Below are 25,609 nucleotides of genomic sequence, written 5' to 3'. Positions count from 1 at the left end.
CCCTGACAAAGGCCACACCTCGTTCTACACCGATTCCATCCAACCAATCAGCAGGGACCAAACACTTTCGCAGGGACGACAACGTTATAAGAACGCGACACACGATCATCCCGCCCAATAGTTTCAGCCATCACAAAGAATTTTCATCCGAAACCGCCCCCCAAAGCGTCCCGTAGTTCGGGCCAACGACGGGCGCTGTCAGATATCACCGACCAGACCCGTTGTTTCACTCGCCGGCGGATGCCCTGCCGGCCAGCTCAATCATCGGGAGAAGATCCATGTCGAAGCGTATTGCCCTGTTGTCCGCCGCCGCCTTCGCCGCGCTGGCGCTCACCGCCACGATCACCGCGCCGGTCTCGGCGGAGGAGAAGACCGTGATGGTCGGCGGCGCCGCGATGTTCCCCTCCAAGAACATCATCCAGAACGCCGTCAACTCCAAGGACCACACCACGCTGGTGGCGGCGGTGAAGGCCGCCGGCCTCGTCGAAACCCTCGAAGGCAAGGGTCCGTTCACGGTGTTCGCGCCGACCAATTCCGCCTTCGGCAAGCTGCCGGCCGGCACCGTCGAGAGCCTGGTCAAGCCCGAGAACAAGGGGACCTTGACCAAGATCCTCACCTACCACGTCGTGCCGGGCAAGCTCGCGGCCGCTGACCTCAAGGACGGCATGAAGCTCAAGACCGCCGAAGGCGAGCAGCTCTCGGTCAAGCATGACGGCGGCAAGGTCTGGATCATCGATGCCAAGGGCGGCCAATCCCTGGTGACGATCTCCAACGTCAACCAGTCGAATGGCGTGATCCATGTGGTCGACACCGTGCTGATGCCGGCGTCTTAAGGCATGATCCGGAAAAGTGGGCACCGGTTTTCCGAAAAGATCATGCCCACTATCAAGAAGTCCGCGCGTCCAACAGCCCCGTACCAGGATGCGTGACAGGGAGGCGAGCCGGGGCAACCTGGCTCGCTTTCTTGTGATGACAATAGGTCGCGTGCATGAAATCGATAGGCACGGGGTTGTAACGGAGAGCCGGCTTTCGGCGTATATACCGATAGCGACAGGAACCAGGCTGAAGGAACCGGATATGTCGAGCCTCACCGTCAGCAATGAGCAAACCACCTCGGCCAAGCCAAGCGCGGCCAAAGTGGTTCAGCCCGCCTGGGTGCGGATCCTGCATTGGGTCAACGCCTTTGCCATGGTCCTGATGATCATGTCGGGTTGGCAGATCTATAACGCCTCGCCCCTGTTCGGCTTCACCTTCTCCAGCTCCATCACGCTGGGCGGCTGGCTCGGCGGCGCGCTGCTCTGGCATTTCGCGGCGATGTGGATTTTGATGGTGAACGGCCTGCTCTATCTCGCGCTCGGTCTGGCCACCGGCCGCTTCCGCAAGAAGCTGCTGCCGATCACGCCGGAGGGTGTGATCTCGGATACGAAAGCCGCACTGACCGGAAAACTCTCGCACGACGACCTCTCGAAATACAATTACGTGCAAAAGCTGCTCTATGCCGGCGTGATCGTGGTCGGCGTGCTGGTCGTGCTGTCGGGCCTTTCGATCTGGAAGCCGGTGCAACTGCAATATCTCACGGCGCTGTTCGGCGGCTATGACGCCGCGCGCTATGTCCATTTCTTCTGTATGGCGGCGATCGTCGCCTTCATGGTGGTGCATGTCGCGCTGGCGCTGCTAGTGCCGAAGAGCCTGCGCGCCATGATCATCGGCCGCTGAAAGGAGCATCATCATGGGCCGCCTGCGTTCGCTCATCATCCCCGGCGTCGACAAGAAGCTGCTGGTTCGCGATGCCGCCAAATCGATGCCGGACCTCACCCGCCGCCGCTTCATCACGGGCGGCGCCAGTCTCGGTGCGCTGACCCTGCTGACCGGCTGCAATGTCGTCGACAGCTCTTCGGCCGAGGAGATGCTCAAGCACGTTTCGAAATTCAACGACGCTGTGCAGGCATGGATGTTCAATCCGAACGCGCTGGCGCCGACCTTCCCGGAGAGCGCGATCACAAGGCCGTTCCCGTTCAACGCCTATTACTCGATCGACGAGGCGCCGGAGGTCGACGGCAAGAACTGGAAGCTCGAGGTGCGCGGCCTCGTCGACAACAAGAAGTCGTGGACGCTGGACGAGCTCTATGCGCTGCCGCAGGTCAAGCAGGTCACCCGCCACATCTGCGTCGAGGGCTGGAGCGCGATCGGAAGCTGGACCGGCACGCCGCTGCGCGATTTCCTCAAGCTGATCGGCGCCGACACGCGCGCCAAATACGTCTGGTTCCAGTGCGCCGACAAGGACGGCTACAATTCGCCGCTCGACATGGCGAGCGCGCTGCATCCGCAGACGCAAATGGCGTTCAAGTTCGCGGATGAAATCCTGCCGGTCGCCTACGGCTACCCGATGAAGATCCGCGTGCCGACCAAGCTCGGCTTCAAGAACCCGAAATACGTGATCTCGATGGAAGTCACCAACGACTACAAGGGCGGCTTCTGGGAAGACCAGGGCTATAATTCGTTCAGCGGGAGCTGACGTGCGTTCGTCATTCCGGGGCGCGCGTAGCGCGAGCCCGGAATCCATAACCACAGGCCGTTGTTGGTTCAAAGAAGGCCGTTGACGAATTCGCAAGACAATGACCGTCACGGCGTATGGATTCCGGGCCTGCGCCTTCGGCGCATCCCGGAATGACGGCGGTCAAGACTTTAGCAACTTCCTCTGAAACGCCGACAACACCGCGCCCAGCGCCAGCATCGCCGCGGAAACATTGAGCGCATACGACAGGCTTCCCATCGCATCCGTGATCGCGCCGACCACGATCGGTCCCAGCGTCTGGCCGATGCCGAAAGAGATCGTCAGCCCCGCGATCGCGCTTGGCCACGCGGCCGGCGCGTAGTTGAAGCGAACGAAGGCGGTGGTCGATCCGACCACGGAGAAGAATGCCACGCCGAACACCAGGGCCGACGCGGCCAGCAGCACCGGCGAGTTGCCAAGAATCGGTGCAAGGATCGGCATTGCGGCGCCGATTGCGTTGGTGCCGAGGATGATGGCGGTGGCGATGCCGCCGCGGTCGAGCGCCAGCACGTGCCGCCACACCCACGGCGTCACGAAGGCGGATAGTCCGATCAGGCTCCAGAAGGCGCTCTGCGCCGCGGCGCCGCCGCCGGAGTCGCGGACATAGGCGATCATGAAGGTCATGTAGGCGATGTAGCCCGCGCCGAACATGAAATAGGCGGCGAGATAGAACACGACCGGCGCGATGGCGAATTTGGCGGCGGTGGCGCGGCCGGCGGCGGCGCCTTCGCCGAGCGGCGCCAGCAGCAGCGGAATCGTCATGGCGACCGCCAGCAGCGTCAGCGCCCACCACACGATCCACCATGACCCCGGGCCGAACGCCTGTAACACATAGGGCGCGATCAGGCCCGAGGCGACGATGCCGATGCCGGGCCCGGCATAGAACAGGCTGAGCAGGAAATTGGCGCGCTCGGGCCGCGACTGCGCAATGGTTGCCGCCAGCGCGCCGCCGCCGACGAAGCCGGCCGCTGCGGCGAGGCCAGCCAATAGCCGCGCAAAGCTCAGCACGAAAAAATTGCCCGAGATCGCGCACAGCGCCAGCGAGAGCACGCAGCCGAGCGTTCCCCAGCGGACGGAAGCGGCGAGCCCGAACCGCCGGATCATTTGCGAGGCGAACAGCGCGCCGACGAGATAGCCGGCGGCATTGATGGTGTTCATGAAGCCGGCGGCGGAATAGGACCACACCAGCGAGTCGCGCATGTCGGGCAGCACCAGTGCATAGGCAAAGCGCCCGATGCCGAGGCCGACGGTCGGCGCAAGCGACAGGATCAGGATCAGCCGCGCGGGATGCGGGTAGGGATTGGGGCTGTCAGGTGGATTCACAAAATGCTCCGGCAGCGCATTGTGGCAGGACGCCGAGAGCTTGCACAGGCATGCTGCCCACAATGGTGTCTTGCAGATCGCACAACATCAGCCTGCCAGCACCAGCGCGACGCCGGCGACCGTGAGCACGGTTCCGGCAACGATGCGCGGGGTGATCGCGACGTGCTTGAGCACCATCGCGCTCAGGATCACCGTCACAAGCGGATAGATCGCGAGCAGCGGCGCGACCAGCGCGATCGGCCCGTTGCGCACGGCGGCAAACAGCGTCAGCGCGCTGAGGCCGTTGCTGATCCCCGTCACCGCAAACCAGAACCGGCCTGAGCGTGGCGCCTCGGCGATGAAGCTGCCCTTGCGTATGCGCTCAACGGCGAGCACGACCAGCGACGACATGATGTAGCCGATCAGGCACGCCCATAGCGGGCTGGGCCATACCTCAAGCCCGAGCTTGACGATCGGCGGCGTCACGCCCCGGATCAGCGCGCCGCCGAGCGGCAGCAGCAGGGCCCAACTTCGCCAGTGGCCGAGGTCGCGCGGGCGGGTGACGGTGATGATGACCGCGCCCACCACCGCCAGCACCAGGCCGGCCAGTTGCATGGCATGCAGCGGCTCGTGCAGCAGCACAACCGCGAGCGCCACGGCAAACAGCGGCGCGAGATTGCCCAGCGTCGAGGTGATGACCGGCCCGAGCGCGCGGTTGGAGGCGAAGGTCAGCAGCGTCAGGCTGGCGGGAAAGAACAGTCCGATCGCCATGAAGATCGGCAGCCCGCGCCAGACCACCGGCTCGCCGGCCAGGATCAACGGCGACAGCAGCAGGAACAGAACCGTGAAGGAGGGAACACTGATCGCCGCGCCGGACAGCGGCTCGACCGTCCGCAGCCCCAATTGCGCCGTGACCACGGCCGCGCCGAGCAGGGTGGCGGAGGCAAAGGCGAACAGGATGGCAAGGGTCATGGCGTCCGTCTTGGGGCGGGCTTGAGCGCCGCAACTGTCACCTGCGCCGGGGTGCCTTGCCAATCCCCTCGGGGCGATTTAGCACTCCGCGCGCAGATTTCCCCTCGTCATGCCCGGGCTCGACCCGGGCATCCATCTCCTCAAGAAGGATGGATTGCCGGGCGTAGGCGAGCGAAAGCGACGCCGTCCTTCAGACGGCTATGCCCGGCAATGACGACAACAGTGTTGAGGCGACAATGGCGACCCACAAACTGCTGCTTCTCCCCGGCGACGGCATCGGCCCCGAAGTGATGGGCGAGGTGAAGCGCCTGATCGACTGGCTGAACAAGCAGGGCATTGCCTCGTTCGAAACCGAAGAAGGCCTGGTGGGCGGCGCCGCCTATGACGCGCACAAGGTCAGCATCAGCGAAGGCGACATGGCCAAGGCGACCTCCGCCGACGCCGTGATCTTCGGCGCGGTCGGCGGTCCCAAGTGGGACAGCGTGCCCTATGATGTCCGCCCGGAAGCCGGCCTGCTGCGCCTGCGCAAGGATCTCGGTCTGTTCGCGAACCTGCGTCCGGCCGTGTGCTACCCGGCGCTGGCGGAAGCTTCCAGCTTGAAGCGCGAGGCGGTCGAAGGCCTCGACATCATGATCGTGCGTGAGCTCACCGGCGGCGTCTATTTCGGCGAGCCCAAGACCATCACCGATCTCGGCAACGGCCAGAAGCGCGCCATCGACACCCAGGTCTACGACACCTACGAGATCGAGCGCATCGCCCGCGTTGCCTTCGATCTGGCGCGCAAGCGCAAGAACAAGCTGACCTCGATGGAAAAGCGCAACGTCATGAAATCGGGCGTGCTCTGGAACGAGGTGGTGACGCAGGTGCATCAGCGCGAATACAAGGACGTCACGCTGGAGCATCAGCTCGCCGATTCCGGCGGCATGATGCTGGTGAAGTGGCCAAAGCAGTTCGACGTCATCGTCACCGACAATCTGTTCGGTGACATGCTCTCCGATATCGCGGCGATGCTGACCGGCTCGCTCGGCATGCTGCCGTCGGCCTCGCTCGGCGAGATCGATGCGAAGACCAAAAAGCGCCGCTCGCTGTTCGAGCCGGTGCATGGCTCGGCACCCGACATCGCCGGCAAGGGTCTTGCCAATCCGATCGCGATGATCGCCTCGTTCGGGATGGCGCTGCGCTACTCCTTCGACATGGGCGAGCTCGCCGACAAGGTCGATGCCGCCATCGCCGCGGTGCTGGCCAGCGGCCTGCGTACGGCGGACATCAAATCCGAGGGAACGACGGATGTGAACACCTCGCAGATGGGCGAGGCCATCTTGAAGGAATTGCAGAAACTGCACGCATGATCGTTGTCGTCCCTGCCTAGTGCGCAATTGCGCACGGGAGCAGGGACCCATAACCACAGGGGCCAGTTGCAGCAAAGGCAACTGGCCCCCTGTTTCTATCGACAGGCCGCGGCGTATGGGTCCCGGCGTTCGCCGGGACGACGCAGTGGGTTGGCCTGCGCTAAATCAATACAGCGGGAAGCGCGTCGGGTAGCCGCCGAGGTCCGACGGCGGATTGAGCGGCTGGCGGTCGATCGGCCGGTTGAGATTCTCGCGCGCGAAGGTCGGATAACCGATTTCCGGCGGGAACGCGTAGTCGGTGAACTTGCGGTCGCCCGGCAGCACTTCGGTACCGGCGTCGAGCCAGGAGCGCGTGCTGACGTAAACGCGGGTTCGCGGGCCCTGCTGATAGACCCGGTTGGGTCCGCCCGGCCCGTAGGTGACGCGGCCATCCCTGTCGTATTTCAGCCGGGTCTGTTGCGCGTCTGCGGGGGCCACACTGAGAGCGACGACGGCAATCGCCGAAAGCAGTACGGAAAGTTTCACGGTCATCGCGTCCTCGTCATTGCGGCAAGTCAGGACTTGGCAGGCGGCCACGTCCGATTTGGGGCCATCCTAGCTCCCGGAGATATGGGGTCACTAGGTCAATTGGGCCACACCGGGCGAGAATAATGCCGGCAAGACCTTAAAAGTTGCATGAAAACCAGCGGCTTGGCCGAATGCCGGCGGTCAGAATGCCGCGCGCAGGTGCGGATTGTCGGTGCCCGTCACCCAATCGGCCGACTGGGCCGGTGCCGAGGCGGCCGCGCAGTCGTTGCGGCGGAGCTCGGCGTGGGCAAACAATTCGGCCAGCCTTTGGTCATTGCCGGCGCTGACCAGCGCCAGCCGGTTCAGTGTGCAGGCAATCGCCGTCCGCCGGGCCGGCAGCGTGTCGCCCTGGCAGGACCAGCCGGAAATCAGCACATGCGGCTGTTCGATGCGCTTGCGGAAGCTGAGGCAGGCCTTCTGGCCGGCGGTCTCGCCCATCAGCCGCAGCGTGACCGCGCCGAATTTGCTGTCGATGATGCCGGCGGCCTCGCCGTGGCCGGCCGTCGGCGCCGCCTCGTCCAGCTCGCCGCCGGCGCGGTAGATTTCGAGCTCAGCGGCCGGCTTTCCATCCGGGCCGAGCCAGCGCAGGACGTCCTTACGGCCGCCTTCGGGATGCCGGAGGATCCGGTAAGCATCTGACCTGTATGCCAAATCGAACTGGCTGACGGCGAAAGCCGGGGTCGAGCGGGTGGCCGCGCTCCAGCCCACCCGCGCGGAAGGTTCCACTTCCGGGTCGGCAGGGGGAATCTGGTCCCAGAGATAGATTCCGAGGATGGCAATCAGCGCCAGCGAGCACACATAGGCGATCAGGCGCGCCAGTGTGCCGCAGACTTCGTCCCCGAAGCTGGCCAGTGCCGGATGGATTCGGAGGCTATAACGGGAGGGGGCCGTTCTGGCCTCGCGGGAATGCATCAGACGCCCAAAAACGCGGGTACTAACGTTGTCTTGGGGGCGTTTCTCGCATAGAAGCGCTGCCTCTTCCCTTTCCGCCAGATGCGGCGGGGAGGCATTTTTCCTCGGAGAGTGAACGATGGGTTACAAGGTCGCAGTGGTTGGAGCCACCGGCAATGTCGGGCGCGAAATGCTCAACATTCTGGACGAGCGCAAATTCCCCGCTGACGAGGTCGTGGCGCTGGCGTCGCGCCGCAGCGTCGGCGTCGAGGTCTCCTATGGCGACCGCACCCTGAAGGTCAAAGCCCTCGAGCATTACGATTTCTCCGACGTCGACATCTGCCTGATGTCGGCGGGCGGTGCGGTGTCGAAGGAATGGTCGCCGAAGATCGGCGCCGCCGGCGCGGTGGTGATCGACAATTCGTCGGCCTGGCGCATGGACCCGGACGTGCCGCTGATTGTCCCCGAGGTGAATGCGGACGCGGCCAAGGGCTTCACGAAGAAGAACATCATCGCCAATCCGAACTGCTCGACCGCGCAGCTCGTGGTCGCGCTAAAACCCCTGCACGACAAGGCCACCATCACGCGCGTGGTGGTTTCGACCTACCAATCGGTGTCGGGCGCCGGCAAGGATGCGATGGACGAACTGTTCTCGCAGACCAAGGCCGTCTACACCAACGACGAACTGGTCAACAAGAAATTCCCCAAGCGCATCGCCTTCAACGTCATCCCCCACATCGACGTCTTCATGGAAGACGGCTACACCAAGGAAGAGTGGAAGATGATGGCGGAGACCAAGAAGATCCTTGATCCCAAGATCAAGCTCTCCGCCACCTGCGTGCGCGTGCCGGTGTTCGTCGGCCATTCCGAAGCGGTCAACATCGAGTTCGAGAATCCGATCACGGCGGACGAGGCCCGCAACATCCTGCGCAACGCGCCGGGCTGCCTCGTCATCGACAAGCAGGAGCCGGGCGGTTACGTCACGCCCTATGAAGCGGCCGGAGAGGACGCCACCTATATCAGCCGCATCCGCGAGGATGCGACGGTCGAGAACGGCCTTGTCCTGTGGTGCGTATCCGACAATCTGCGCAAGGGCGCCGCGCTGAACGCGATCCAGATCGCGGAAGCCCTGATCAACCGCAAGCTGATCAGCGCCAAGAAGAAGGCGGCCTGACCAGATGTCCGGAGCCGGAGAGTCGCAAATGACCGAACAGCCGGCTCCCGCTCCCTATCGGCCCAATCCAAAGCTCAAGCGCGCCGAGCGCGGCTTTGAAAGCGTGATCTTCAACAGCCGCTGGCTGATGGCGCCGTTCTATTTCGGCCTCGTTGTCAGCCTTGCGGTGCTGTTGTTGAAGTTCTGCATGGTGCTGTGGGAGTTCATCGTGCACGCGCCGGGCTCGAAGGAGTCCGACATCATTCTTGGCGTGCTGGCTCTGATCGATCTCTCGCTGACCGGCAATCTGATCCTGATCGTGGTATTTTCCGGCTACGAGAATTTCGTGTCGAAGATTGATCCCGGCGGCCACCCGGACTGGCCCGAGTGGATGACCAAAATCCATTTCGGCGGGCTGAAGCAGAAGCTGCTGGCTTCCATCGTCGCCATCTCCGCGATCCAGGTGCTGAAGGCCTTCATGAACATCGATACCAACTTCGATTCGACAAAGCTCGCCTGGCTGGTCGGCGTTCATTTTGTGTTCGTGGTCTCGGCATTCATGCTGGCGATTTCCGACCGCTGGAGCGGCGGCGATCACGGCGGGGAGTAGTAGACCCTCATGGTGAGGAGCGCGTCTTCGCGCGTCTCGAACCATGAGAGCCCGTGGCCCATCCTTCGAGACGGCCGCTTCGCGGCCTCCTCAGGATGAGGTCTGTGATTCCCGCGCGCTGCGGAATTCCTTGGCTTCCTGGTCGAGCACGAACAGCGAGCCCTCGGCGACGCCGAAATAGGCGCCGTGCAGCTCCATCTCGCCCTGATGCACGCGCTCGCGCACGAAGGGGAAGGTCATGAGGTTCTCGAGGCTGCGGAACACGGCGGCCTTTTCGATCCTCACCGTGAAATCGTGCATGGTCTCATGGCCGCGCTGCTCGACGATCTCGCCGGGCTTGATGAACATCGACATCCAGCGGCCGATGAAATCACCGGGCGACAGCGGCTTGATCTTGTCGATGAAGGCGCGGATGCCGCCGCATTGGGCGTGACCCAGCACGACGATATGCTTCACCTGTAGCACATTGACGGCATATTCCAGCGCCGCCGAGACGCCATGGGCATTGAAGTCGGGCTGGTAGGGCGGCACGAGATTGGCAACGTTGCGCACCACGAACAGTTCGCCCGGGCCGGCGTCGAAGATCACCTCGGGGGAGACGCGGGAGTCGCAGCAGCCGACCACCATCACCGCCGGCGACTGGCCGCGCTCGGACAATTCGCGGTAGCGCGACTGTTCGGTCGGCAGCCGCTGCGTCGTGAAGGTCCGGTAGCCGTCAAGCAGATGTTGGGGAAACGAGGGTGCCATGACTTTGGCTAACCATATGCCGTTGACGGGAACAAGGCTTTCGAAAGACAGGCCGGAATGCTATCGCGGGGTGCCCAAAAATCGCGCTTCCAAGGAACTGTCCATGACCCGTCCGCGCCGCAGCCTGTTGTTCATGCCGGGATCGAATGCGCGGGCGCTGGAAAAGGCCAGGACGCTGCCGGCCGACGGCATCATCCTCGACCTCGAGGACGCGGTGGCGCCCGATGCCAAGGCGATGGCGCGCGACCAGATCGCGGCGGCCGTGGCTGCGAGGGGATTTGGCAAGCGTGAGGTGCTGATCCGCATCAACGCGCTGGATACGCCGTGGTGGATCGACGACGTCACCATGGCCGGCAAGGCCAGGCCCGACGGCATCCTGGTGCCGAAGATCTCCAGCGTCGCGGATTTGGCAGCAATCGCCAATCGCCTCTCCGACATCAATGCGGACATGTCGATTCGGGTCTGGGCCATGATCGAGACCTCCCGCGCCGTGCTGGATGCCGACAAGCTGGCGGCGGCCTCGCGCGATTCCGAGATCCGGCTCGCCGGTTTCGTGTTCGGACCGAACGACATCTCGCGGGAGACACGGATCAGGATGCAGCCGGGCCGCGCGGCGATGATCCCGATGATCACCCATTGCATCCTCGCCACCCGCGCCCATGGGCTGGAAATCCTCGACGGGCCCTACAGCGACATCGCCAATATCGACGGCTTTGCCGCCGAATGCGCCCAGGGCCGCGACCTTGGCTTCGACGGCAAGACGCTGATCCATCCGAGCCACATCGAGGCCTGCAACGCGATCTTTACGCCGCCGGCCGAGGAAGTGGCGCAGGCGCGAAAGATCCTCGCGGCATTCGAGTTGCCGGAAAATGCCTCACGCGGCGCGATCCAGCTCGACGGACGGATGGTGGAGCGGCTGCACGCCGAGATGGCCAAGCGGACGATTGCGATCGCGGATGCGATCGCAGCGATGGGGCATTAATTACCCTCTCCCCTTGTGGGAGAGGGTGGCTTCGCGAAGCGAAGCCGGGTGAGGGGTTCTCTCCGCGGATACAGACCCCTCATCCGTCGCGGACTGCGTCCGCGCCACCTTCTCCCACAAGGGGAGAAGGGAAGGGACGCCAGCTCTAGGATCCAAACCTCTTCGCGGCCCACGCATATAGGCTGCCAGCGACGGGCGCCTGATTGCCACGGCCCTTTGGTGAGATGTGGAAGCCGACGATCGCGGGATCGGCAATCAGCTTCGAGAAATCACCGGGCTCAAAAAACAGTTTTGGCTCGGCATGCACCGCGTAAAACGACTGCTTCGGCTGCGCGTGACTGATCTCGCCGCTACGCCGGGCCAGCGCCGTGAGCGAAGCCGGCCCATAAATCGCAACGCGAAGATCCGCCGTGCGGCTCGACCGTCCGCGCAACTGACGTAGCACCAGGATGCAACGATGCCGCAGCGCGAGCCAGTCCGGCTCCAGTTCGTCCTGCTCCATCAGATCATGGAAAGCTTTCACGATCGCATCGTCTGCCGGCAGATACAGCACGGAATTGCCGAGCTGGCGCGGACGCTCCCAGGCAAAGTAGGGTTTTGCGGGATCGACATCGATCGGCTTGAGCAGCAGCACATCGGCGTCGAGCCACAGGCCCGCGCCTTGCGCCATCAGGCGCATGCGGAAAAAATCCGAGAACTGCAGAATGGTCCAGTCGCGCCAGCTTCCGTCCGGCTGCGGTGGGCGAAGCTTCTCGGAGAAGGCGTGCGGCAGCACCGCTTCGGCTTCCGCATTGCCCACGCCATCGGGCAGGCCGGGAAGCGGATCGAAGCTGTAGACGGTGACCTTGTGGCCGGCGGCCACCTGTGAGCGCAGGCAGAGCGTTCGCAACCGATCAAGCGGGCCGTGCCAGAAGGTGACGACGTCAGGACGCATGCGACGTCACCTCATCAAGCGTGCGCGCGCAGGCCTTAGGCCCAGGCGCGCTCTTTCTTCGCCCTGGCCTCGTAATCGTCGATTGACGACTTCTTCTCCATCGTCAGCCCGATGTCGTCGAGGCCGTTGATCAGGCAGTGTTTCCTGAACGGGTCGATCTCGAACCTGACCTTGCCGCCGTCGGGGCCGCGGATTTCCTGGTTCGGCAGGTCGATGGTCAGCGTGGCGTTGGCGCCGCGCTCGGCGTCATCGAACAGCTTGTCGAGGTCTTCCTGGCTGACGCGGATCGGCAAAATGCCGTTCTTGAAGCAGTTGTTGTAGAAGATGTCGCCGAACGAGGTCGAGATCACGCAGCGGATGCCGAAATCGAGCAGCGCCCAGGGCGCATGCTCACGGCTCGAGCCGCAGCCGAAATTGTCGCCGGCGACCAGCACCTTTGAATTGCGATAGGCCGGCTGGTTGAGAACGAAGTCCGGGTTCTCGCTGCCGTCGTCCTTGTAGCGCTGTTCCGAGAACAGGCCCTTGCCGAGGCCGGTGCGCTTGATGGTCTTGAGGTACTGTTTCGGGATGATCATGTCGGTGTCGACATTGATGATCTTCAGGGGCGCGGCGACGCCCTCCAGCGTGGTGAACTTTTCCATCGATGCACTTCCCGGTTCGAGGCCGTTTCGGCGCTGATTTATCGCGATTATGACAGTTATTAAAGGGGCAAAAAGCGCAGGCCTATCCAGCGGCCGCCTCAATCGCCTCCATATCGGCGTCGGACAGCCCGAAATGGTGGCCGATTTCGTGGATCAGCACATGGCGGACGATGTGGCCCAGCGTCTCCTCATGCTCGGCCCAATAGTCCAGGATCGGCCGCCGGTAGAGCCAGATCATGTTGGGCATCGGCGCGATGTCCTGGCTGCTTCGCTGCGGCAGGCCGACGCCCTGGAACAGGCCGAGCAGGTCGAACTCGCTTTGGGCGTTCATCTCGTCCAGCACCTCGTCGGTCGGAAAATCGTCGACGCGGATGATCACCCCCTCGCACAGCTTGCGAAAGGTCTCCGGCAGGCGCTCGAAATTCTCGTGCGCCATGGCTTCCATTTCGGCCAGCGACGGCGCTTTCAGGGATGTCCAGTTCATGCGGCCTCTTTACCGCGGGTTCCGCCCGCCGCCTATGGGGTTGCGCTGTTGACCTTGGCGCGCCAATCGGAGACTTTGGCAGGCGATCGCAGGCTTTGGGTGGGCGTGATGATGCGGATTGTGACAATGGCGCTGCTGGCCGGCTCAGCCGGGCTTTTGCTGACCGGGGCGAGCGCGCTGGCGCAAACGTCGTCCGGCGTGCGGGCCGCGCAGGCTCCGCTCACCGATGCCTCGGCCCAGCGCCGTCCGCTCCGGCGCGTGCCGATCTATCCGCGCGACGAGTGGGAGCCGGACGTCTATCCGCGCTACTATCCAGGCCCGAATGCGGTGCGCGTCTGCAACGCGCATTATGTGCAGGAATACCGGCCGAGCGGTCCGGTGATCACGCCGCGCATGCATTGCTACTGGCGGCCGGGCTAGCTCTTCCTCATCGCCGCAGCGATAGCCGGCTCTCATCGATCGCGTCGCGCAACCATCATTAATTTCTGTGGCGCAATCGTTCAGGTCTGTGGCGAAGCCATTCAGACGCAATTCACGTCGTCTGCTTCATGCTCGATCAGCGCTGCAACGAGTCGTCGTGTCAAAGCAGACGACGGATGGCAGGCGTGAGATGGACCCAGGAGGACGTAGATGAACGTGACGAAAATTTTCGGGCTTGCTGCCGTCGGGGCATTGCTCGCCGTTGCAGCCCCCGCGCAGAGTGCGCTGGCGCTTTCGCTCAGCAATCCCGGCGCCGCCGCGGCGGTGCAGGAAAATGCCAAGGAGGATTCGATCCCGACGCAGGTACACTGGCGGCGCCATCATCATCACCATTGGCATCGCCATCACCGGTGGCACCGGCATCATCATCATCACCACCATCACCGCCACTGGCACCGCTGGTGAGACCGGCGCCAGGCTGGTAGGATCGGGCAGGTCCGCCTCCGGGCGGGCCTGTCTGTTTTTGATGCGTAGCGGAGGAGCCTGATGAAGGCGATGTTCGGGATGGCCGTCGTTGCGGCAGCTTTGACATTGAGCGGGCCCGCCGTCGTCGCCGCGGAAGGGGCCCCGCGGGCGAAATCGCAAGCCGGATCGGATGCCACCGGCGTCAGCGCATACCGCCGCGACTATCGTTTCGGCTATCGTTCTTATTCGCGTCCCTACTATCGTCCGTACACTCCGGTCTATTACTACGCGCGTCCCGTGTACTACCGGCCGTATCCCTATTCCGTGCCTGCGCCCTTCGTATTTGGCATCGGTTACGGTCCGTGGTGGTGAGAACCTAGCTTCCGAATCCCTTCGCCAGCAGCACGGTCGCGCTCGCGCCGGCTTTGCGGTCCTTCGATATTTCCTGATATTCCGGCGAGTCCGCCCATGCGCGACAGGCGGCTTCGTCCGGAAACGACATCAGCACGACCTTGTCGCGCTGCCACTCGCCTTCCAGCACGGCCGGGCTTTCGTCGGCGGACAACAGCCGTCCCTGAAATTTCCTGAACACGTCGAAGAAACGCGCCTGGTAGCGGTCATAGGCGGCACGGTCGATCATCTTGAGCTGCACGATCACATAGACGGTCATTGAACGATTCCGGTCATGGAAGATTTGCTCGCCGCAGTCGTTCATCTCTGCGGTCGGCTCATTCATTCCGCATTCACCTCGCTATCTCTAGCTTCATGTCGGGAGCGACCGCAAATGGGAGTGCCGGTGACGGGCGAGCCGTCGGCACCATTCGGGAGGTTTCAGACAATGAAGACGATTTCAGGTGCCGCGCGGAGCATTGTCTGCCGCGCGGGACTGGCGGCTGCCGCAGTGCTCGCGTTGTCGGCCGCGACACAACAGCGCGCCGAAGCGCTGTCGCTGGCGAGCCCGGGCACCGTGCCGGCAGCCAGGTATGCATCGGAAGCGCTGACGATCGAAGTGCGCCACGGCGGCGGAGGCGGATTCCGCGGTGGTGGTGGCGGAGGCTTTCGCGGTGGCGGCTTTCATGGCGGCGGCTTTAGAGGCGGCGGTGCATTCCACGGCGGCGGTTTCCGCGGCGGTGGCATGGCGTTCCGTGGCGGCGGCTTTCGGGCCGGGCACATCTATCGAGGCGGCGGCTTTCGCTACGGCGGCTTTCGCCACGCCTACCATCGGCCGTACTTTCACCGTCACCGGCATTTTCACCGCCGGTTCTACTACCGGCCCTACTACTCGTCCTATTACTACGGCTATCCGCGCCGCTGTCGGATTGTCTGGACCTATTACGGTCCGCGCCGCATCTGCCGGCCGTGGTATCGCAACTATTACTGGAATCCGTACCGGGTCTACTGGTGAGCTGCTGAACCGTTTCTCTTGAAACGAAACAGGCGCCCGAGCGGGCGCCTGTTGTTCGTTTGCCGGGTGCAGTTGCTAGTCCCAGTGCTTGATGCCCCAGGGCTTCAGCTTCCACGGCGTAAACATCTCCGTCCGCCACTGGTCCATGCGTCCCGAGCGGTGGGCGAGGCGTGATGTTTCCTTGGCTTCGCGCTCAACGATGACCGGAGTGACGCGGCGGCGGTTCTGCCGCGTCGCCTCGCTGATCATATCGACATATTCCGGCTTGTCGGCCATGACCGGCTCCATGCGTTTCCGCAGGGAGCCAGTGTGCGCCTCGGCCATTAACGAGCCGTTTCGAAAACGCCTCGATGTCTAGGCAAGCGTGGTTAACGCCACTCCCTGACGTCGACAAAGTGCCCGGCGATCGCCGCGGCCGCCGCCATCGCGGGCGAGACCAGATGCGTGCGGCCCTTAAAACCTTGGCGGCCCTCGAAGTTGCGGTTCGAGGTGGAGGCGCAGCGCTCTTCCGGCTTCAGCTTGTCGGGGTTCATGGCAAGGCACATCGAGCAGCCCGGCTCGCGCCATTCGAAGCCGGCCTTGATGAAGATCTTGTCGAGGCCTTCGGCTTCCGCCTGCTCCTTCACGATGCCGGAGCCCGGCACGATCATGGCGTTGACGTTGGCGTTGACGGTCTTGCCTTCGGCAATCTTGGCCACCGCGCGCAAATCCTCGATGCGGCCGTTGGTGCAGGAGCCGATAAAGACGCGGTCGAGCCTGATGTCGGTGATCTTCGTGCCGGCGGTCAGGCCCATATATTTCAACGCGCGATGCTTCGACAGCCGCTTGGCCTCGTCCTCGATCTTATCTGGATCGGGCACGAAGCCGGTGACCGAGATGACGTCCTCAGGGCTTGTGCCCCAGGTCACGATCGGCGGCAGCTTGGCGGCGTCGAGCCTGATCTCGTGATCGAAATGCGCGTTGTCGTCGGAGCGCAGCGTCTCCCAGTAGCGCATCGCCGCATCCCAATCGGCGCCCTTCGGCGCCTTCGGGCGGCCGCGCAGGAAATCGAACGCCTTCTGGTCGGGCGCGACCAGACCGGCGCGCGCGCCGCCTTCGATCGACATGTTGCAGACCGTCATGCGGCCTTCCATGCTGAGCGCACGGATCGCCTCGCCCGCATACTCCAGCACGTAGCCGGTGCCGCCGGCGGTGCCGATCTCGCCGATGATGGCGAGGATGATGTCCTTGCCGGTGACGCCGTCGGGCAATTTGCCGTCGACCACCGCGCGCATGTTCTTGGCTTTCTTCTGGATCAGCGTCTGCGTCGCCAGCACATGCTCGACTTCCGAGGTGCCGATGCCGTGCGCCAGCGCGCCGAACGCGCCGTGTGTCGAGGTGTGGCTGTCACCGCACACGATGGTGGTGCCGGGCAGGGTAAAGCCCTGCTCGGGGCCGATGACGTGCACGATGCCTTGGCGCTTGTCGAACTCATTGTAATATTCGACGCCGAACTCTTTCGCGTTCTCCGCCATCACCCGCATCTGCTCGATGCTTTCAGGATCGGGATTCGGCTTCGAGCGGTCGGTGGTCGGGATGTTGTGGTCGACGACGGCGAGCGTCTTTTCCGGCGCGCGCACCTTGCGGCCCGAGGCGCGCAGGCCTTCGAACGCCTGCGGCGAGGTGACTTCGTGCACCAGGTGGCGGTCGATATACAGAAGACACGTGCCGTCCTCGGCTTCGTGCACCAGATGGTCGTTCCAGATCTTGTCGTACAGCGTGGTCGGTTTGGTCATGAGCGTGAGCTCCAAAGGATTCCGTGTGAGCGATTGGGCGCGCATTCACGCGCCGGGCAGCGAGGCGTCAGCGCAGCATCAGGCTGCGCGGCTAAGCTCTGACGTTGCCGACGTTGCAAAACGTCCGAAGAATCGGCCAGGCAGCCGCGAGCGATCGTCGATCACGATGGGTGCGACGCGCCGGCAGGCGGGGCTGGTCTGATCTGGAACCATTTTAAATTTCTAACACAGAGATGGCCGCAATCAATCGGTTATGCGGCGCACCGGGAGATATAGGAACCCGCAACAAAAAAGCGCGGGGCAAGCCCCGCGCTTTTCGTCACACGCTCGTGTGAGGAAACTTACTCGCCGACGGCGGCGGCGCGCTCGGTCTTTTCGACGATGCGGGCCGACTTGCCGCGCAGGTTGCGCAGGTAATAGAGCTTGGCGCGGCGGACCTTGCCGCGGCGCACCACCTTGATCGAGTCGATCATCGGCGACATCACCGGGAAGACGCGTTCGACGCCTTCGCCATAGGAGATCTTGCGAACGGTGAAGCTCTCGTTGAGGCCCTGGCCGGAGCGGCCGATGCAGACGCCTTCATAGGCCTGCACGCGGGTGCGCTCGCCTTCGACCACCTTCACGTTGACGATCACGGTGTCGCCCGGCGCGAATTCCGGAATCTCCTTGGTGGCGGAGAGCTTGTCGAACTGCTCTTTTTCGAGCTGCTGAATGAGGTTCATAGAAATCTCCATCGGCGGCGCGCCCAGCCATTTCGGGGGCTGCGCTATCGTCCATCTATCCTGCGCGTATGCGGATTTGGCGCCCGTATAAGGCATCGGAGCGCGCTTGTCACCCGTCTGTCGTGTTTTTTGGGCGTTTTTGGCGAGCGTTAAGGGCCCACAAATCCGGCCGCCGGGAGCGGGTCAGGGCCTCGGCCTCGGCCCTGCGCCAGGCCGCGACCTTGGCGTGATCCCCGGAAGTCAGGATTTCCGGGATGGTTCGGCCTTCAAAGACCTGGGGCCGGGTATACTGGGGGTATTCCAGTAATCCTTCGGCAAAGCTCTCTTCGGCGCCGGAAGCTTCCTTGCCCATCACGCCGGGCAGCAGCCGGACGCAGGCGTCGATCAGCGCCATCGCGGCGATCTCGCCGCCGGACAGCACGTAGTCGCCGACCGAAACCTCCTCGAGTCCGCGGGCCTCGATCACCCGCTGGTCGATGCCTTCGAACCGGCCGCAAACGATCAGCGGGCCGGAGCCGGCCGCGAGTTCCATCACGCGGGACTGGGTCAATGGCCGACCGCGCGGGCTCATCAACAGGCGCGGCCGATCCGGGGCGATCTCGGCGGCATCGATCGCGGCCGCCAGCACATCGGCGCGCAGCACCATGCCGGGCCCGCCGCCGGCCGGCGTGTCATCGACGCTGCGATGCTTGTCGGTGGCGGAAGCGCGGATGTCGCGAGCCTCCAGCGCCCACAGGCCGGAGGCCAGCGCCTTGCCAGCCAGGCTGACGCCAAGCGGCCCCGGAAACATCTCCGGAAACAGCGTGAGGACGGTGGCGCGCCAGGTCATTGCAAACCCCGCTATGTCAGCGTGGGCTCTTCGCCCTCGATTTCCTGCGGCAGCTCGATCACGACGCGGCCGCCGGCGAGATCGACGGTCGGAACCACGGCATTGGTGAACGGCAGCAAGAGGGTTGCGCCCTTGGGTGGCGCGATCTCGATAATATCGCCGGCGCCGAAATTATGGATGGCGATGACGCGGCCGAGCGGCTCGTCAGTGGCGTTGACTGCGGCAAGCCCGATCAAATCGGCGTGGTAATATTCGTCGTCATCGGTTGCCGGCAATTTTTCGCGCGGCACGTAGAGTTCGATGCCGTTTAGTTTTTCGGCATCGTTACGGGTCGCAACGCCCTTGAAGGTCGCGACCAGATGATCCTTGGCCTCGCGCACGCCAGCGATCTCGAACTGGCGCGCGCCGTCCTTGGTCATCAGCGGGCCGTAGCCCTGCACGGCCAGTGGATCTTCGGTGAAGGTCCACAGCTTGACGGCGCCGCGCACGCCATGCGCAGCGCCGATGCGGGCGACGCAGATCGGCGGTGCCATCAGCCGGCCTCATCCTTCGAGACGCGGCGAAGACGCCGCTCCTCGCGCGACAACGGCAAAACCGTTGCGCGGGGATGAGGAGAGAGAGACCGGGCCGCGGAGAGCCAAAGTAGCTCCTCATGCTGAGGAGCACGGCGGATGCCGTGCGTCTCGAAGCACGAGGCCCGGATCATTGCGAATTACGCCTTGGCGGCGGCTTCGGCCTGCGCCTTGCGCTCCTTGCGCGGCACGGCCTTTTCCGGGTTGTTGCGCGGGGTGCGCTTGGCAACCCCGGCCGCATCGAGGAAGCGCGACACGCGGTCCGAGGGCTGCGCGCCCTTGGCGAGCCAGGACTTCACCTTGTCCATGTCGAGCTTGAGGCGCGACTCATTGTCCTTCGGCAGCAGCGGATTGAAGTGGCCGAGACGCTCGATGAAGCGGCCGTCGCGCGGAAAGCGCGAGTCGGCGACGACGACGTGATAGACCGGGCGCTTCTTGGTGCCCGCGCGCGCAAGGCGGATAACGACTGACATTGAGTTCTCCTTAAGTGTTGAATTGAAGTGTGTGTTGGTCGGTTACGCCGTCATTGCTTCGCTTTGCTCGCAATGACGAAAGGGAGTCATTTCTTCTTCCCCGGAAAGCCGCCGAGTCCCGGCAGCGTCGGCTTGCCGGAAAGGCCCGTAAGCCCCGGCAAATTCGGCAGGCCCGAGCGCAGGCCAGCGGGAAGATCTTTCGGCAGCGCGGGCATACCGCCGGCACCGCTCTGCATTTTTTCCTGAAGCGCCTTCATCTCTTCCGGCGAGGGCGGCTTCATGCCTCCGCCAAATCCCATCGCCTGCGCGATGCCGGCGAGCGGGCCGCGCTTGCCGGAGCCCATGGCCTTCATCATGTCGGCCATGTTCCGGTGCATCTTGAGGAGCTTGTTGACCTGTTCGACGTTCTGGCCAGCACCGGCGGCGATGCGCTTCTTGCGGCTGGCCTTGAGGATGTCGGGATTCTTGCGTTCCTGCCGCGTCATCGAATCGATGATCGCGACCTGGCGCTTCAGGATGCTGTCGTCGATCCCGGCGGCGGCGATCTGGTTCTTCATCTTGGCGATGCCGGGCATCATGCCCATCAGGCCCCCGATGCCGCCCATGCTGGCCATCTGCTGAAGCTGCTCGCGCATGTCGTTGAGGTCGAACTGACCCTTGCGCATCCGCTCGGCGGTGCGCGCGGCCTTCTCCGCATCGATATTGGCGGCGGCGCGCTCGACCAGCGACACGACGTCGCCCATGCCGAGGATACGGCCCGCGATGCGCGAGGGATGGAAATCTTCGAGTGCGTCGGTCTTTTCGCCGGTGCCGATCAGCTTGATCGGCTTGCCGGTCACTGCGCGCATCGACAGCGCCGCGCCGCCGCGGCCGTCGCCGTCCACGCGCGTCAGCACGATGCCGGTCAGGCCGACGCGCTGGTCGAACGAGCGGGCGAGGTTGACGGCGTCCTGGCCGGTGAGGGAGTCCGCGACCAGCAGCACTTCATGCGGATTGGCAACGGCTTTGATGTCGGCCGCTTCCTTCATCATCTCTTCGTCGAGCGTGGTGCGGCCGGCGGTGTCGAGCAGCACGATGTCGTAGCCGCCGAGCTTGCCAGCCTCCAGCGCACGCTTGGCGATCTGCGGCGGCTTCTGTCCCTCGACGATCGGGAGCGTCGGGATGTCGAGATCGCGGCCGAGCACCGCAAGCTGCTCCATCGCCGCGGGGCGGTAGACGTCGAGCGAGGCCATCAGCACCTTGCGCTTGTCGCGCTGCACGAGCCGGCGCGCCAGCTTTGCCGTGGTGGTGGTTTTGCCGGAGCCTTGCAGACCGACCATCATGATCGGCACCGGCGGCACGGCGTTGACGTCGATGGTCTGTCCGTCGGAGCCGAGCGTGGCGACCAGTTCGTCATGGACGATCTTGACCACCATCTGGCCGGGTGTCACCGACTTGACGACGGTGGCGCCGATCGCCTGCTCGCGCACGCGGTCGATGAAGCTTCTGACAACGTCGAGCGAGACGTCGGCCTCCAGCAGCGCGCGGCGCACCTCGCGCATCGCGGCATCGACGTCCTTTTCGGACAGCGCACCGCGCCCCGTCAGACGATCGAGGATGCCGCCAAGCCTTTCCGACAGATTGTCGAACAATGCCGTTGTCCTTTGCCCTGCATGTCGCAGGTGCTGCCTTCCGCACACCCGTCATACCCCGCGAAAGCGGGGTATCCAGTACGCCGCAGCTTCTCGGCTCAATCCGAGCTGCTCTGGGATACTGGATCACCCGCTTTCGCGGGTGATGACGACCTCTATGTCTTGGCCGAAGAGCGCCAAGACGGCCGTCCAAACAGTTTTACGCCCGAGGGCGCATCGCGCTGTCGGGCGTTGGCCTCCGGCCTCAGGGACCGGGCGGCGGATCGAAAAGAAAGCCTCTTCGAGAAGTGGCGGGGTTAAATACCCGCAGCTTGCGAAAGTCAAGGAAACTCGACTGGCGGTATTTTAGTAGGAGTAGTAAGGCATTGTAATTATGCAGGATTTGTCGAATGGCAAATTTATTGGCGGGTCCGAGTACCCTGCGGCAACGCCCGCCCCATATAATTTCCTCAGTTTCAGCATCACCGATTCCAACCATGTCCATCACCCGCCGCCGCGTTCTCGCCCTGCTTGCCGGTACCGCCGCCGCCGTCGGCGCGCCGACCGTCTGGATTTCGCGCATGAAGACCTATGAAGGCCCGATCTCCGATCATTTCGACGGGGAGCGGTTCTTCGACCGCGACGGCATGCCGCCGAAGCGACTGGACGAGGTGCTGCGCTGGCAATTCGGCGAGCGCAAGCGCGCAGCCTGGCCCGAATGGGTGGTGAATGAGCATGCCGATACGCCACCGCCGCGCGTCGAGGGCAGCAAGGTGCGCCTTTCCTTTGTCGGCCATGCGAGCTGGCTGATCCAGACTGCCGGCCTCAACATCCTCGTCGATCCCGTGTGGTCGATGCGCGTCTCGCCGGTGAGCTTTGCGGGACCGAAGCGGCACTGTGCTCCCGGCATCGCCTTCGACGCTCTGCCCGACATCGACGTCGCGCTGGTGTCGCACGGACATTACGACCATCTCGATATCCCGACGCTGTCGCGGCTCGCCGCAAAATTCTCGCCGCGCGTGATCACGCCACTCGGCAACGACATCGCCATGCGCGATGCCGATCCCGCCATCAAGACGGAAGCGTTCGACTGGAAGGATCGCGTCGAACTCGGCAATGGCGTTGCGGTGACGCTGGTGCCGACGCGGCACTGGTCGGCTCGCGGGCTGTTCGACCGCAACAAGGCGCTGTGGGCCAGCTTCGTGCTGGAGACGCCGGCGGGCAAACTCTACATCGTCTGCGATTCCAGCTACGGCGACGGCACGCATTTCCGGCGCGTCGCCGAAGCGTTTGGCCCGTTGCGGCTGGCGATCCTTCCGATCGGCGCCTACGAGCCGCGCTGGTTCATGCGCGACCAGCACATGAATCCGTCGGATGCAGTGAAGGCACTGGTCGATTGCGGCGCCGAGCAGGCGCTGGCGCATCATTACGGCACGTTCCAGCTCACGGACGAAGCGATCGATGCGCCTGTCGTCGCGCTCGGCGAGGCGCTGGATGAGGCAGAGATAGCGCGGGACAAGTTCGCGGCGCTGAAGCCGGGGCAGGTGTTCGAGATTTAACTCGTCGTCCCGGGCAAGCGAAGCGCGACCGGGACCCATACGCCGCGGCCCATCTTGAGGCGCAGTGGCAGCCGGCTTTTTTTAACAACGAGCAATTATGGCTATGGGTCCCTGCTTTCGCAGGGACGACGGCGGAGTTTTACTGCGCCGCCTTGATCGCCCAGGTCACGTTGACCGTGACCGACAGCATCTCTTCACCCGGAGCGACCGGCGTCGGCGCTATCGCCATCGGTGCCGCCACCTTGCCGCGGAACACCGGCGGGGGCGCGGCGCCTTCTTCCGAAATGCTGATCGGCTCGCCGAGCGTGACGTTCGCCGCCTTGGCATAAATCTCCGCCTTGCGGCGCGCGTCGGCGATGGCCTTGGTGCGGGCTTCGTCGAGCGCTTTCGAGGCCTGTGTCACAATAAAATTGATGCCGCCGATCTCGTTGGCGCCGGCGCCGACCAGCGCATCGATCACGTTGGCGACCTTGGTGATGTCGCGCACCTTGATGATGACGCGATTGCCGGCGCGGTAGCCGGTGATCTGCGGCGGTCCGGCACGGTTCGGCGGTGGCTGCGCAAATGTCGGCGAGAGCGACAGCCGCGAGGTCTGGTAATCCTTCTCGTCGATTCCGGCGCCTTTCAGCGCCAGCAGCACCTTGCCCATCGCAGCATTGTTGGCATCGGCTGCCTCGCGCGCGGTCTTGGCTTCCGACGTCACGCCGCCCTCGACCTGCGCGAGGTCAGGCGCGGCCGAAACGCTGGCTTCGCCGCTCACCGAGATCGCCGGCGGCGGGTTCTGCGCGAGGGCCGGCGCCGCAACAAAAGCGAGCGTTGCAAGCGCAATAACGTGTGAGAAAAACTGTCTGGTCATTTCAGCGGCACATAGACGTTGATCACCAGCTTGTCCTCCGCGGTCTTGAGCGGATCGGTGAGATATTCCTCGATAAAGGTATCCTTGGCTTCCAGCTTCTTCTCCTCGAGGTGATTGGTGATCGCCTCATAGGTGTTGTCCATGTTGTCGTAGGACCCGCGGTGGACGAATTTCAGCGCCTTGCCGTCGGGCGATTTGCCCATGCTCATGTCCTTGGCCAGGTTTTTCACGTCCTGCTCGACCGGAACCTGGGCGAGGAAGGTAAAGCCGGTATCGTCCGTCGAGGTGTAGACCACCATCACATTGCCGGCGGGCTTGACGCCCTGCTTGTCGAGCACGGCCGCCAGCGCCTTGAAGGAATCGATCAGGCTGTCGAAGGCAGCGTCCCAATTGGCCTTGCCCCGCATGACCACCACCTTCTTCGATTCCAGCGAAAACTCCTCGCCGAAGGGATCGGCCGCCTGCACCGGGGCGGGCGCAGAGGGAGCAGGCGCCTGGGCGGCGGGCGTGTCGGCCGGGGACTTGGTTTCGGCGGGCGGCGGCACCGGGGAGGGGCTTGCGGCCGGGGCGGGCGTGGCTGACGGCGCGGGCGTCGGAGAAGCCGCCGGCGCCGGCGATTGCGCCCATGCGGCGCCGCCCAGCGCGACCGCAACCAGCGCGATCAAAGCCATCCGGAAAGGCTGGGAAAGGTTCATTCGGTTCTCCATCGTCCCCATGCCACCGGCGTGTCGTGCCCCTGCCGTGCGGCCCGCTCATCCCTAACACGCAAGCCTGACGTTCGTCCCATGACAGATGCGTCATGCCTGCCTGCGGGCTGGTCAATCCGGCATCATTGGCCATATAAGGCAGGCAGAAATCAGGTAATTCCATGAGCGGCCTCGCCAACCACGCCTTCGCCAAGATGAACGGCATCGGCAACGAGATTGTCGTCGTCGATGTGCGCGACGCGCCGGCCGCGGTGACGGCGGATGCCGCGCGCGCGGTCGCGGCCAGCGTGCCCTATGACCAGCTCATGGTATTGCAACCGCCGCGGCTTGCCGGCACCGAGGCCTTCATTCGCATCTACAATAATGACGGCTCGGAAGCCGGCGCCTGCGGCAATGGCATGCGCTGCGTGGTGCGGCGCCTGTTCGAGAAGACCGGCCAGACCGCGGTCACCTTCGAGACCAGGGCTGGCCTGCTCAATTGCTGGCAGGGTCCCGAGCCTGATCTCTACACCGTCGACATGGGCGCGCCAAAGTTCGATTGGCAGGACATTCCGCTGGCCGAAGAGTTTCGCGATACCCGCTATATCGAATTGCAGATCGGGCCGATCGATGCGCCAGTGCTGCATTCGCCCTCCGTCGTCTCGATGGGCAATCCGCACGCGATCTTCTGGGTCGACGACGTCAACGCCTACGACCTCGAGCGCTTCGGGCCGCTGCTGGAAAATCACCCGATCTTTCCGGAGCGCGCCAACATCACGCTCGCCCATGTCGCCGATCGCGATCACATCACCATCCGCACCTGGGAGCGGGGCGCGGGGCTGACCAAGGCATGCGGCTCGGCGGCCTGCGCCACCGCGGTGGCGGCGGCGCGGCTCAAGCGCGCCAACCGCACGGTGGAGATCACGCTGCCCGGCGGCAAGCTCATGATCGAGTGGCGCGAGCGCGACGATCACGTGCTGATGACCGGCACCGCCGATTTCGAGTACGAAGGCCGCTTCGATCCGGCGCTGTTCGCCTCCGTCGCCTGAGA

31 protein-coding genes are annotated in these 25,609 nt (G+C 64.1%); 13 read left to right on the top strand and 18 right to left on the bottom strand.

The features are described from left to right. Window positions 1-278: 278 nt before the first annotated feature. The 3 genes from JQ628_RS28695 to JQ628_RS28685 all read left to right on the top strand — a co-directional run bounded on the left by JQ628_RS28695 (window position 279) and on the right by JQ628_RS28685 (window position 2,515). On the top strand, window positions 279-833 hold the full coding sequence (locus tag JQ628_RS28695) for a fasciclin domain-containing protein (protein WP_212228207.1): 555 nt from the start codon (window positions 279-281) through the stop codon (window positions 831-833). A 244-nt stretch (window positions 834-1,077) separates the two neighbouring features. After that, entirely contained in the window at window positions 1,078-1,716 is a 639-nt protein-coding gene (locus tag JQ628_RS28690) for a cytochrome b/b6 domain-containing protein (protein WP_212228205.1), read from the top strand. A 13-nt stretch (window positions 1,717-1,729) separates the two neighbouring features. Further along, complete coding sequence (locus JQ628_RS28685; protein ID WP_212228203.1) at window positions 1,730-2,515, top strand: molybdopterin-binding protein; 786 nt, start codon at window positions 1,730-1,732, stop codon at window positions 2,513-2,515. A gap of 162 nt (window positions 2,516-2,677) precedes the next feature. Here the strand turns inward: JQ628_RS28685 and JQ628_RS28680 are convergent, their stop codons facing one another. Next, the gene (locus tag JQ628_RS28680) at window positions 2,678-3,877 is read right to left on the bottom strand and encodes a YbfB/YjiJ family MFS transporter (RefSeq protein WP_212228201.1); all 1,200 of its coding nucleotides are present in this window, start codon (window positions 3,875-3,877) and stop codon (window positions 2,678-2,680) included. Window positions 3,878-3,964: 87 nt separating this feature from the next. After that, window positions 3,965-4,828 (bottom strand): DMT family transporter, encoded by an 864-nt coding sequence (locus JQ628_RS28675; protein ID WP_212228199.1) that lies wholly within the window; start codon window positions 4,826-4,828, stop codon window positions 3,965-3,967. Window positions 4,829-5,064: 236 nt separating this feature from the next. Here JQ628_RS28675 and leuB point away from each other — a divergent pair, with 236 nt between their 5' ends. Next, on the top strand, window positions 5,065-6,177 hold the full coding sequence (leuB, locus tag JQ628_RS28670) for a 3-isopropylmalate dehydrogenase (RefSeq protein ID WP_212228198.1): 1,113 nt from the start codon (window positions 5,065-5,067) through the stop codon (window positions 6,175-6,177). Between the two features lie 165 nt (window positions 6,178-6,342). Here leuB and JQ628_RS28665 read toward each other — a convergent pair whose 3' ends face one another. Together JQ628_RS28665 and JQ628_RS28660 are read right to left on the bottom strand one after the other, a co-directional pair. Then, on the bottom strand, window positions 6,343-6,708 hold the full coding sequence (locus tag JQ628_RS28665; protein WP_212228196.1) for a hypothetical protein: 366 nt from the start codon (window positions 6,706-6,708) through the stop codon (window positions 6,343-6,345). Between the two features lie 177 nt (window positions 6,709-6,885). Beyond that, window positions 6,886-7,656, bottom strand: coding sequence for a hypothetical protein (locus JQ628_RS28660; protein ID WP_212228194.1), 771 nt, complete (start codon window positions 7,654-7,656; stop codon window positions 6,886-6,888). Between the two features lie 118 nt (window positions 7,657-7,774). Here JQ628_RS28660 and JQ628_RS28655 point away from each other — a divergent pair, with 118 nt between their 5' ends. Together JQ628_RS28655 and JQ628_RS28650 are read left to right on the top strand one after the other, a co-directional pair. Next, window positions 7,775-8,809, top strand: a complete 1,035-nt coding sequence (locus tag JQ628_RS28655; protein WP_212228191.1) for an aspartate-semialdehyde dehydrogenase — start codon at window positions 7,775-7,777, stop codon at window positions 8,807-8,809. 28 nt (window positions 8,810-8,837) lie between these two features. Next, a complete protein-coding gene (locus JQ628_RS28650; RefSeq protein ID WP_212228189.1) occupies window positions 8,838-9,398 on the top strand; it encodes a TIGR00645 family protein in 561 nt (186 codons plus the stop codon). Window positions 9,399-9,488: 90 nt separating this feature from the next. Here the strand turns inward: JQ628_RS28650 and JQ628_RS28645 are convergent, their stop codons facing one another. After that, window positions 9,489-10,145 (bottom strand): carbonic anhydrase, encoded by a 657-nt coding sequence (locus JQ628_RS28645; RefSeq protein WP_212228187.1) that lies wholly within the window; start codon window positions 10,143-10,145, stop codon window positions 9,489-9,491. Window positions 10,146-10,248: 103 nt separating this feature from the next. On the opposite strand from JQ628_RS28645, the gene JQ628_RS28640 reads away from it, so the two are divergent. After that, window positions 10,249-11,127 (top strand): HpcH/HpaI aldolase/citrate lyase family protein, encoded by an 879-nt coding sequence (locus tag JQ628_RS28640; protein ID WP_212228186.1) that lies wholly within the window; start codon window positions 10,249-10,251, stop codon window positions 11,125-11,127. Window positions 11,128-11,272: 145 nt separating this feature from the next. Here the strand turns inward: JQ628_RS28640 and JQ628_RS28635 are convergent, their stop codons facing one another. The 3 genes from JQ628_RS28635 to JQ628_RS28625 all read right to left on the bottom strand — a co-directional run bounded on the left by JQ628_RS28635 (window position 11,273) and on the right by JQ628_RS28625 (window position 13,186). Then, on the bottom strand, window positions 11,273-12,061 hold the full coding sequence (locus JQ628_RS28635) for a hypothetical protein (RefSeq protein WP_212228184.1): 789 nt from the start codon (window positions 12,059-12,061) through the stop codon (window positions 11,273-11,275). 35 nt (window positions 12,062-12,096) lie between these two features. Next, window positions 12,097-12,702: a 3-isopropylmalate dehydratase small subunit gene (gene leuD / locus JQ628_RS28630; RefSeq protein WP_212228182.1), complete on the bottom strand. Its 606-nt coding sequence runs from the start codon at window positions 12,700-12,702 to the stop codon at window positions 12,097-12,099. 82 nt (window positions 12,703-12,784) lie between these two features. Next, window positions 12,785-13,186: a metallopeptidase family protein gene (locus tag JQ628_RS28625; protein WP_212228180.1), complete on the bottom strand. Its 402-nt coding sequence runs from the start codon at window positions 13,184-13,186 to the stop codon at window positions 12,785-12,787. Window positions 13,187-13,294: 108 nt separating this feature from the next. Here JQ628_RS28625 and JQ628_RS28620 point away from each other — a divergent pair, with 108 nt between their 5' ends. The 3 genes from JQ628_RS28620 (at window position 13,295) to JQ628_RS28610 (ending at window position 14,443) form a co-directional block, all read left to right on the top strand. Beyond that, the gene (locus tag JQ628_RS28620; protein ID WP_212228178.1) at window positions 13,295-13,606 is read left to right on the top strand and encodes a hypothetical protein; all 312 of its coding nucleotides are present in this window, start codon (window positions 13,295-13,297) and stop codon (window positions 13,604-13,606) included. 210 nt (window positions 13,607-13,816) lie between these two features. After that, complete coding sequence (locus JQ628_RS28615) at window positions 13,817-14,071, top strand: hypothetical protein (RefSeq protein WP_212228176.1); 255 nt, start codon at window positions 13,817-13,819, stop codon at window positions 14,069-14,071. Between the two features lie 81 nt (window positions 14,072-14,152). Next, window positions 14,153-14,443, top strand: a complete 291-nt coding sequence (locus JQ628_RS28610; protein WP_212228221.1) for a hypothetical protein — start codon at window positions 14,153-14,155, stop codon at window positions 14,441-14,443. A 4-nt stretch (window positions 14,444-14,447) separates the two neighbouring features. Here JQ628_RS28610 and JQ628_RS28605 read toward each other — a convergent pair whose 3' ends face one another. Beyond that, window positions 14,448-14,741: a DUF1330 domain-containing protein gene (locus tag JQ628_RS28605; RefSeq protein WP_212228174.1), complete on the bottom strand. Its 294-nt coding sequence runs from the start codon at window positions 14,739-14,741 to the stop codon at window positions 14,448-14,450. Between the two features lie 168 nt (window positions 14,742-14,909). On the opposite strand from JQ628_RS28605, the gene JQ628_RS28600 reads away from it, so the two are divergent. After that, complete coding sequence (locus JQ628_RS28600; protein ID WP_212228219.1) at window positions 14,910-15,476, top strand: hypothetical protein; 567 nt, start codon at window positions 14,910-14,912, stop codon at window positions 15,474-15,476. A 75-nt stretch (window positions 15,477-15,551) separates the two neighbouring features. Here the strand turns inward: JQ628_RS28600 and JQ628_RS28595 are convergent, their stop codons facing one another. The 7 genes from JQ628_RS28595 to ffh form a co-directional block, all read right to left on the bottom strand. Continuing rightward, window positions 15,552-15,752 (bottom strand): hypothetical protein, encoded by a 201-nt coding sequence (locus tag JQ628_RS28595; protein WP_212228172.1) that lies wholly within the window; start codon window positions 15,750-15,752, stop codon window positions 15,552-15,554. Between the two features lie 92 nt (window positions 15,753-15,844). After that, the gene (leuC, locus tag JQ628_RS28590) at window positions 15,845-17,251 is read right to left on the bottom strand and encodes a 3-isopropylmalate dehydratase large subunit (RefSeq protein WP_212228170.1); all 1,407 of its coding nucleotides are present in this window, start codon (window positions 17,249-17,251) and stop codon (window positions 15,845-15,847) included. 341 nt (window positions 17,252-17,592) lie between these two features. Beyond that, window positions 17,593-17,973 carry a 50S ribosomal protein L19 gene (gene rplS / locus JQ628_RS28585; protein ID WP_212228168.1) on the bottom strand — a complete coding sequence of 127 codons (381 nt, stop codon included), beginning with the start codon at window positions 17,971-17,973 and terminating at the stop codon, window positions 17,593-17,595. Between the two features lie 109 nt (window positions 17,974-18,082). Next, window positions 18,083-18,802 (bottom strand): tRNA (guanosine(37)-N1)-methyltransferase TrmD, encoded by a 720-nt coding sequence (trmD, locus tag JQ628_RS28580; protein ID WP_212228166.1) that lies wholly within the window; start codon window positions 18,800-18,802, stop codon window positions 18,083-18,085. An 11-nt stretch (window positions 18,803-18,813) separates the two neighbouring features. Then, window positions 18,814-19,335: a ribosome maturation factor RimM gene (rimM, locus tag JQ628_RS28575; RefSeq protein WP_212228164.1), complete on the bottom strand. Its 522-nt coding sequence runs from the start codon at window positions 19,333-19,335 to the stop codon at window positions 18,814-18,816. Between the two features lie 179 nt (window positions 19,336-19,514). Beyond that, window positions 19,515-19,847 (bottom strand): 30S ribosomal protein S16, encoded by a 333-nt coding sequence (gene rpsP / locus JQ628_RS28570; RefSeq protein ID WP_212228162.1) that lies wholly within the window; start codon window positions 19,845-19,847, stop codon window positions 19,515-19,517. An 86-nt stretch (window positions 19,848-19,933) separates the two neighbouring features. Further along, entirely contained in the window at window positions 19,934-21,478 is a 1,545-nt protein-coding gene (ffh, locus tag JQ628_RS28565) for a signal recognition particle protein (protein WP_212228153.1), read from the bottom strand. A gap of 476 nt (window positions 21,479-21,954) precedes the next feature. On the opposite strand from ffh, the gene JQ628_RS28560 reads away from it, so the two are divergent. Next, window positions 21,955-23,016 carry an MBL fold metallo-hydrolase gene (locus tag JQ628_RS28560; protein WP_212228151.1) on the top strand — a complete coding sequence of 354 codons (1,062 nt, stop codon included), beginning with the start codon at window positions 21,955-21,957 and terminating at the stop codon, window positions 23,014-23,016. A 139-nt stretch (window positions 23,017-23,155) separates the two neighbouring features. On the opposite strand, the gene JQ628_RS28555 is transcribed toward JQ628_RS28560, so the two are convergent. Next, window positions 23,156-23,872: an SIMPL domain-containing protein gene (locus JQ628_RS28555; protein WP_212228149.1), complete on the bottom strand. Its 717-nt coding sequence runs from the start codon at window positions 23,870-23,872 to the stop codon at window positions 23,156-23,158. Beyond that, entirely contained in the window at window positions 23,869-24,567 is a 699-nt protein-coding gene (locus tag JQ628_RS28550) for a GyrI-like domain-containing protein (protein WP_212228147.1), read from the bottom strand. The genes JQ628_RS28555 and JQ628_RS28550 overlap by 4 nt, the downstream gene beginning before the upstream one ends. 173 nt (window positions 24,568-24,740) lie before the next feature. Here JQ628_RS28550 and dapF point away from each other — a divergent pair, with 173 nt between their 5' ends. Next, window positions 24,741-25,607: a diaminopimelate epimerase gene (gene dapF / locus JQ628_RS28545; RefSeq protein WP_212228145.1), complete on the top strand. Its 867-nt coding sequence runs from the start codon at window positions 24,741-24,743 to the stop codon at window positions 25,605-25,607. Window positions 25,608-25,609 lie beyond the last annotated feature (2 nt).

This window comes from Bradyrhizobium lablabi, assembly GCF_018129385.1.
Lineage (GTDB): Bacteria > Pseudomonadota > Alphaproteobacteria > Rhizobiales > Xanthobacteraceae > Bradyrhizobium > Bradyrhizobium lablabi_C.
This window is presented reverse-complemented; position numbering and strand designations above follow the sequence as displayed.

What these genes read in the sequence shown, in the direction of transcription:
- JQ628_RS28600 (WP_212228219.1), top strand. Translation starts at nt 14,910, where the DNA reads ATGAAGACGATTTCAGGTGCCGCGCGGAGCATTGTCTGCCGCGCGGGA.
- leuD (WP_212228182.1), bottom strand. Translation starts at nt 12,702, where the DNA reads ATGGAAAAGTTCACCACGCTGGAGGGCGTCGCCGCGCCCCTGAAGATC.
- JQ628_RS28595 (WP_212228172.1), bottom strand. Translation starts at nt 15,752, where the DNA reads ATGGCCGACAAGCCGGAATATGTCGATATGATCAGCGAGGCGACGCGG.
- leuB (WP_212228198.1), top strand. Translation starts at nt 5,065, where the DNA reads ATGGCGACCCACAAACTGCTGCTTCTCCCCGGCGACGGCATCGGCCCC.
- JQ628_RS28695 (WP_212228207.1), top strand. Translation starts at nt 279, where the DNA reads ATGTCGAAGCGTATTGCCCTGTTGTCCGCCGCCGCCTTCGCCGCGCTG.
- rpsP (WP_212228162.1), bottom strand. Translation starts at nt 19,847, where the DNA reads ATGTCAGTCGTTATCCGCCTTGCGCGCGCGGGCACCAAGAAGCGCCCG.
- JQ628_RS28550 (WP_212228147.1), bottom strand. Translation starts at nt 24,567, where the DNA reads ATGAACCTTTCCCAGCCTTTCCGGATGGCTTTGATCGCGCTGGTTGCG.
- JQ628_RS28635 (WP_212228184.1), bottom strand. Translation starts at nt 12,061, where the DNA reads ATGCGTCCTGACGTCGTCACCTTCTGGCACGGCCCGCTTGATCGGTTG.
- JQ628_RS28615 (WP_212228176.1), top strand. Translation starts at nt 13,817, where the DNA reads ATGAACGTGACGAAAATTTTCGGGCTTGCTGCCGTCGGGGCATTGCTC.
- JQ628_RS28640 (WP_212228186.1), top strand. Translation starts at nt 10,249, where the DNA reads ATGACCCGTCCGCGCCGCAGCCTGTTGTTCATGCCGGGATCGAATGCG.
- trmD (WP_212228166.1), bottom strand. Translation starts at nt 18,802, where the DNA reads ATGACCTGGCGCGCCACCGTCCTCACGCTGTTTCCGGAGATGTTTCCG.
- JQ628_RS28645 (WP_212228187.1), bottom strand. Translation starts at nt 10,145, where the DNA reads ATGGCACCCTCGTTTCCCCAACATCTGCTTGACGGCTACCGGACCTTC.
- rplS (WP_212228168.1), bottom strand. Translation starts at nt 17,973, where the DNA reads ATGAACCTCATTCAGCAGCTCGAAAAAGAGCAGTTCGACAAGCTCTCC.
- JQ628_RS28620 (WP_212228178.1), top strand. Translation starts at nt 13,295, where the DNA reads ATGATGCGGATTGTGACAATGGCGCTGCTGGCCGGCTCAGCCGGGCTT.
- dapF (WP_212228145.1), top strand. Translation starts at nt 24,741, where the DNA reads ATGAGCGGCCTCGCCAACCACGCCTTCGCCAAGATGAACGGCATCGGC.
- JQ628_RS28555 (WP_212228149.1), bottom strand. Translation starts at nt 23,872, where the DNA reads ATGACCAGACAGTTTTTCTCACACGTTATTGCGCTTGCAACGCTCGCT.
- JQ628_RS28660 (WP_212228194.1), bottom strand. Translation starts at nt 7,656, where the DNA reads ATGCATTCCCGCGAGGCCAGAACGGCCCCCTCCCGTTATAGCCTCCGA.
- JQ628_RS28685 (WP_212228203.1), top strand. Translation starts at nt 1,730, where the DNA reads ATGGGCCGCCTGCGTTCGCTCATCATCCCCGGCGTCGACAAGAAGCTG.
- rimM (WP_212228164.1), bottom strand. Translation starts at nt 19,335, where the DNA reads ATGGCACCGCCGATCTGCGTCGCCCGCATCGGCGCTGCGCATGGCGTG.
- JQ628_RS28625 (WP_212228180.1), bottom strand. Translation starts at nt 13,186, where the DNA reads ATGAACTGGACATCCCTGAAAGCGCCGTCGCTGGCCGAAATGGAAGCC.
- JQ628_RS28560 (WP_212228151.1), top strand. Translation starts at nt 21,955, where the DNA reads ATGTCCATCACCCGCCGCCGCGTTCTCGCCCTGCTTGCCGGTACCGCC.
- JQ628_RS28655 (WP_212228191.1), top strand. Translation starts at nt 7,775, where the DNA reads ATGGGTTACAAGGTCGCAGTGGTTGGAGCCACCGGCAATGTCGGGCGC.
- JQ628_RS28665 (WP_212228196.1), bottom strand. Translation starts at nt 6,708, where the DNA reads ATGACCGTGAAACTTTCCGTACTGCTTTCGGCGATTGCCGTCGTCGCT.
- JQ628_RS28675 (WP_212228199.1), bottom strand. Translation starts at nt 4,828, where the DNA reads ATGACCCTTGCCATCCTGTTCGCCTTTGCCTCCGCCACCCTGCTCGGC.
- JQ628_RS28605 (WP_212228174.1), bottom strand. Translation starts at nt 14,741, where the DNA reads ATGACCGTCTATGTGATCGTGCAGCTCAAGATGATCGACCGTGCCGCC.
- leuC (WP_212228170.1), bottom strand. Translation starts at nt 17,251, where the DNA reads ATGACCAAACCGACCACGCTGTACGACAAGATCTGGAACGACCATCTG.
- JQ628_RS28610 (WP_212228221.1), top strand. Translation starts at nt 14,153, where the DNA reads ATGAAGGCGATGTTCGGGATGGCCGTCGTTGCGGCAGCTTTGACATTG.
- JQ628_RS28690 (WP_212228205.1), top strand. Translation starts at nt 1,078, where the DNA reads ATGTCGAGCCTCACCGTCAGCAATGAGCAAACCACCTCGGCCAAGCCA.
- JQ628_RS28650 (WP_212228189.1), top strand. Translation starts at nt 8,838, where the DNA reads ATGACCGAACAGCCGGCTCCCGCTCCCTATCGGCCCAATCCAAAGCTC.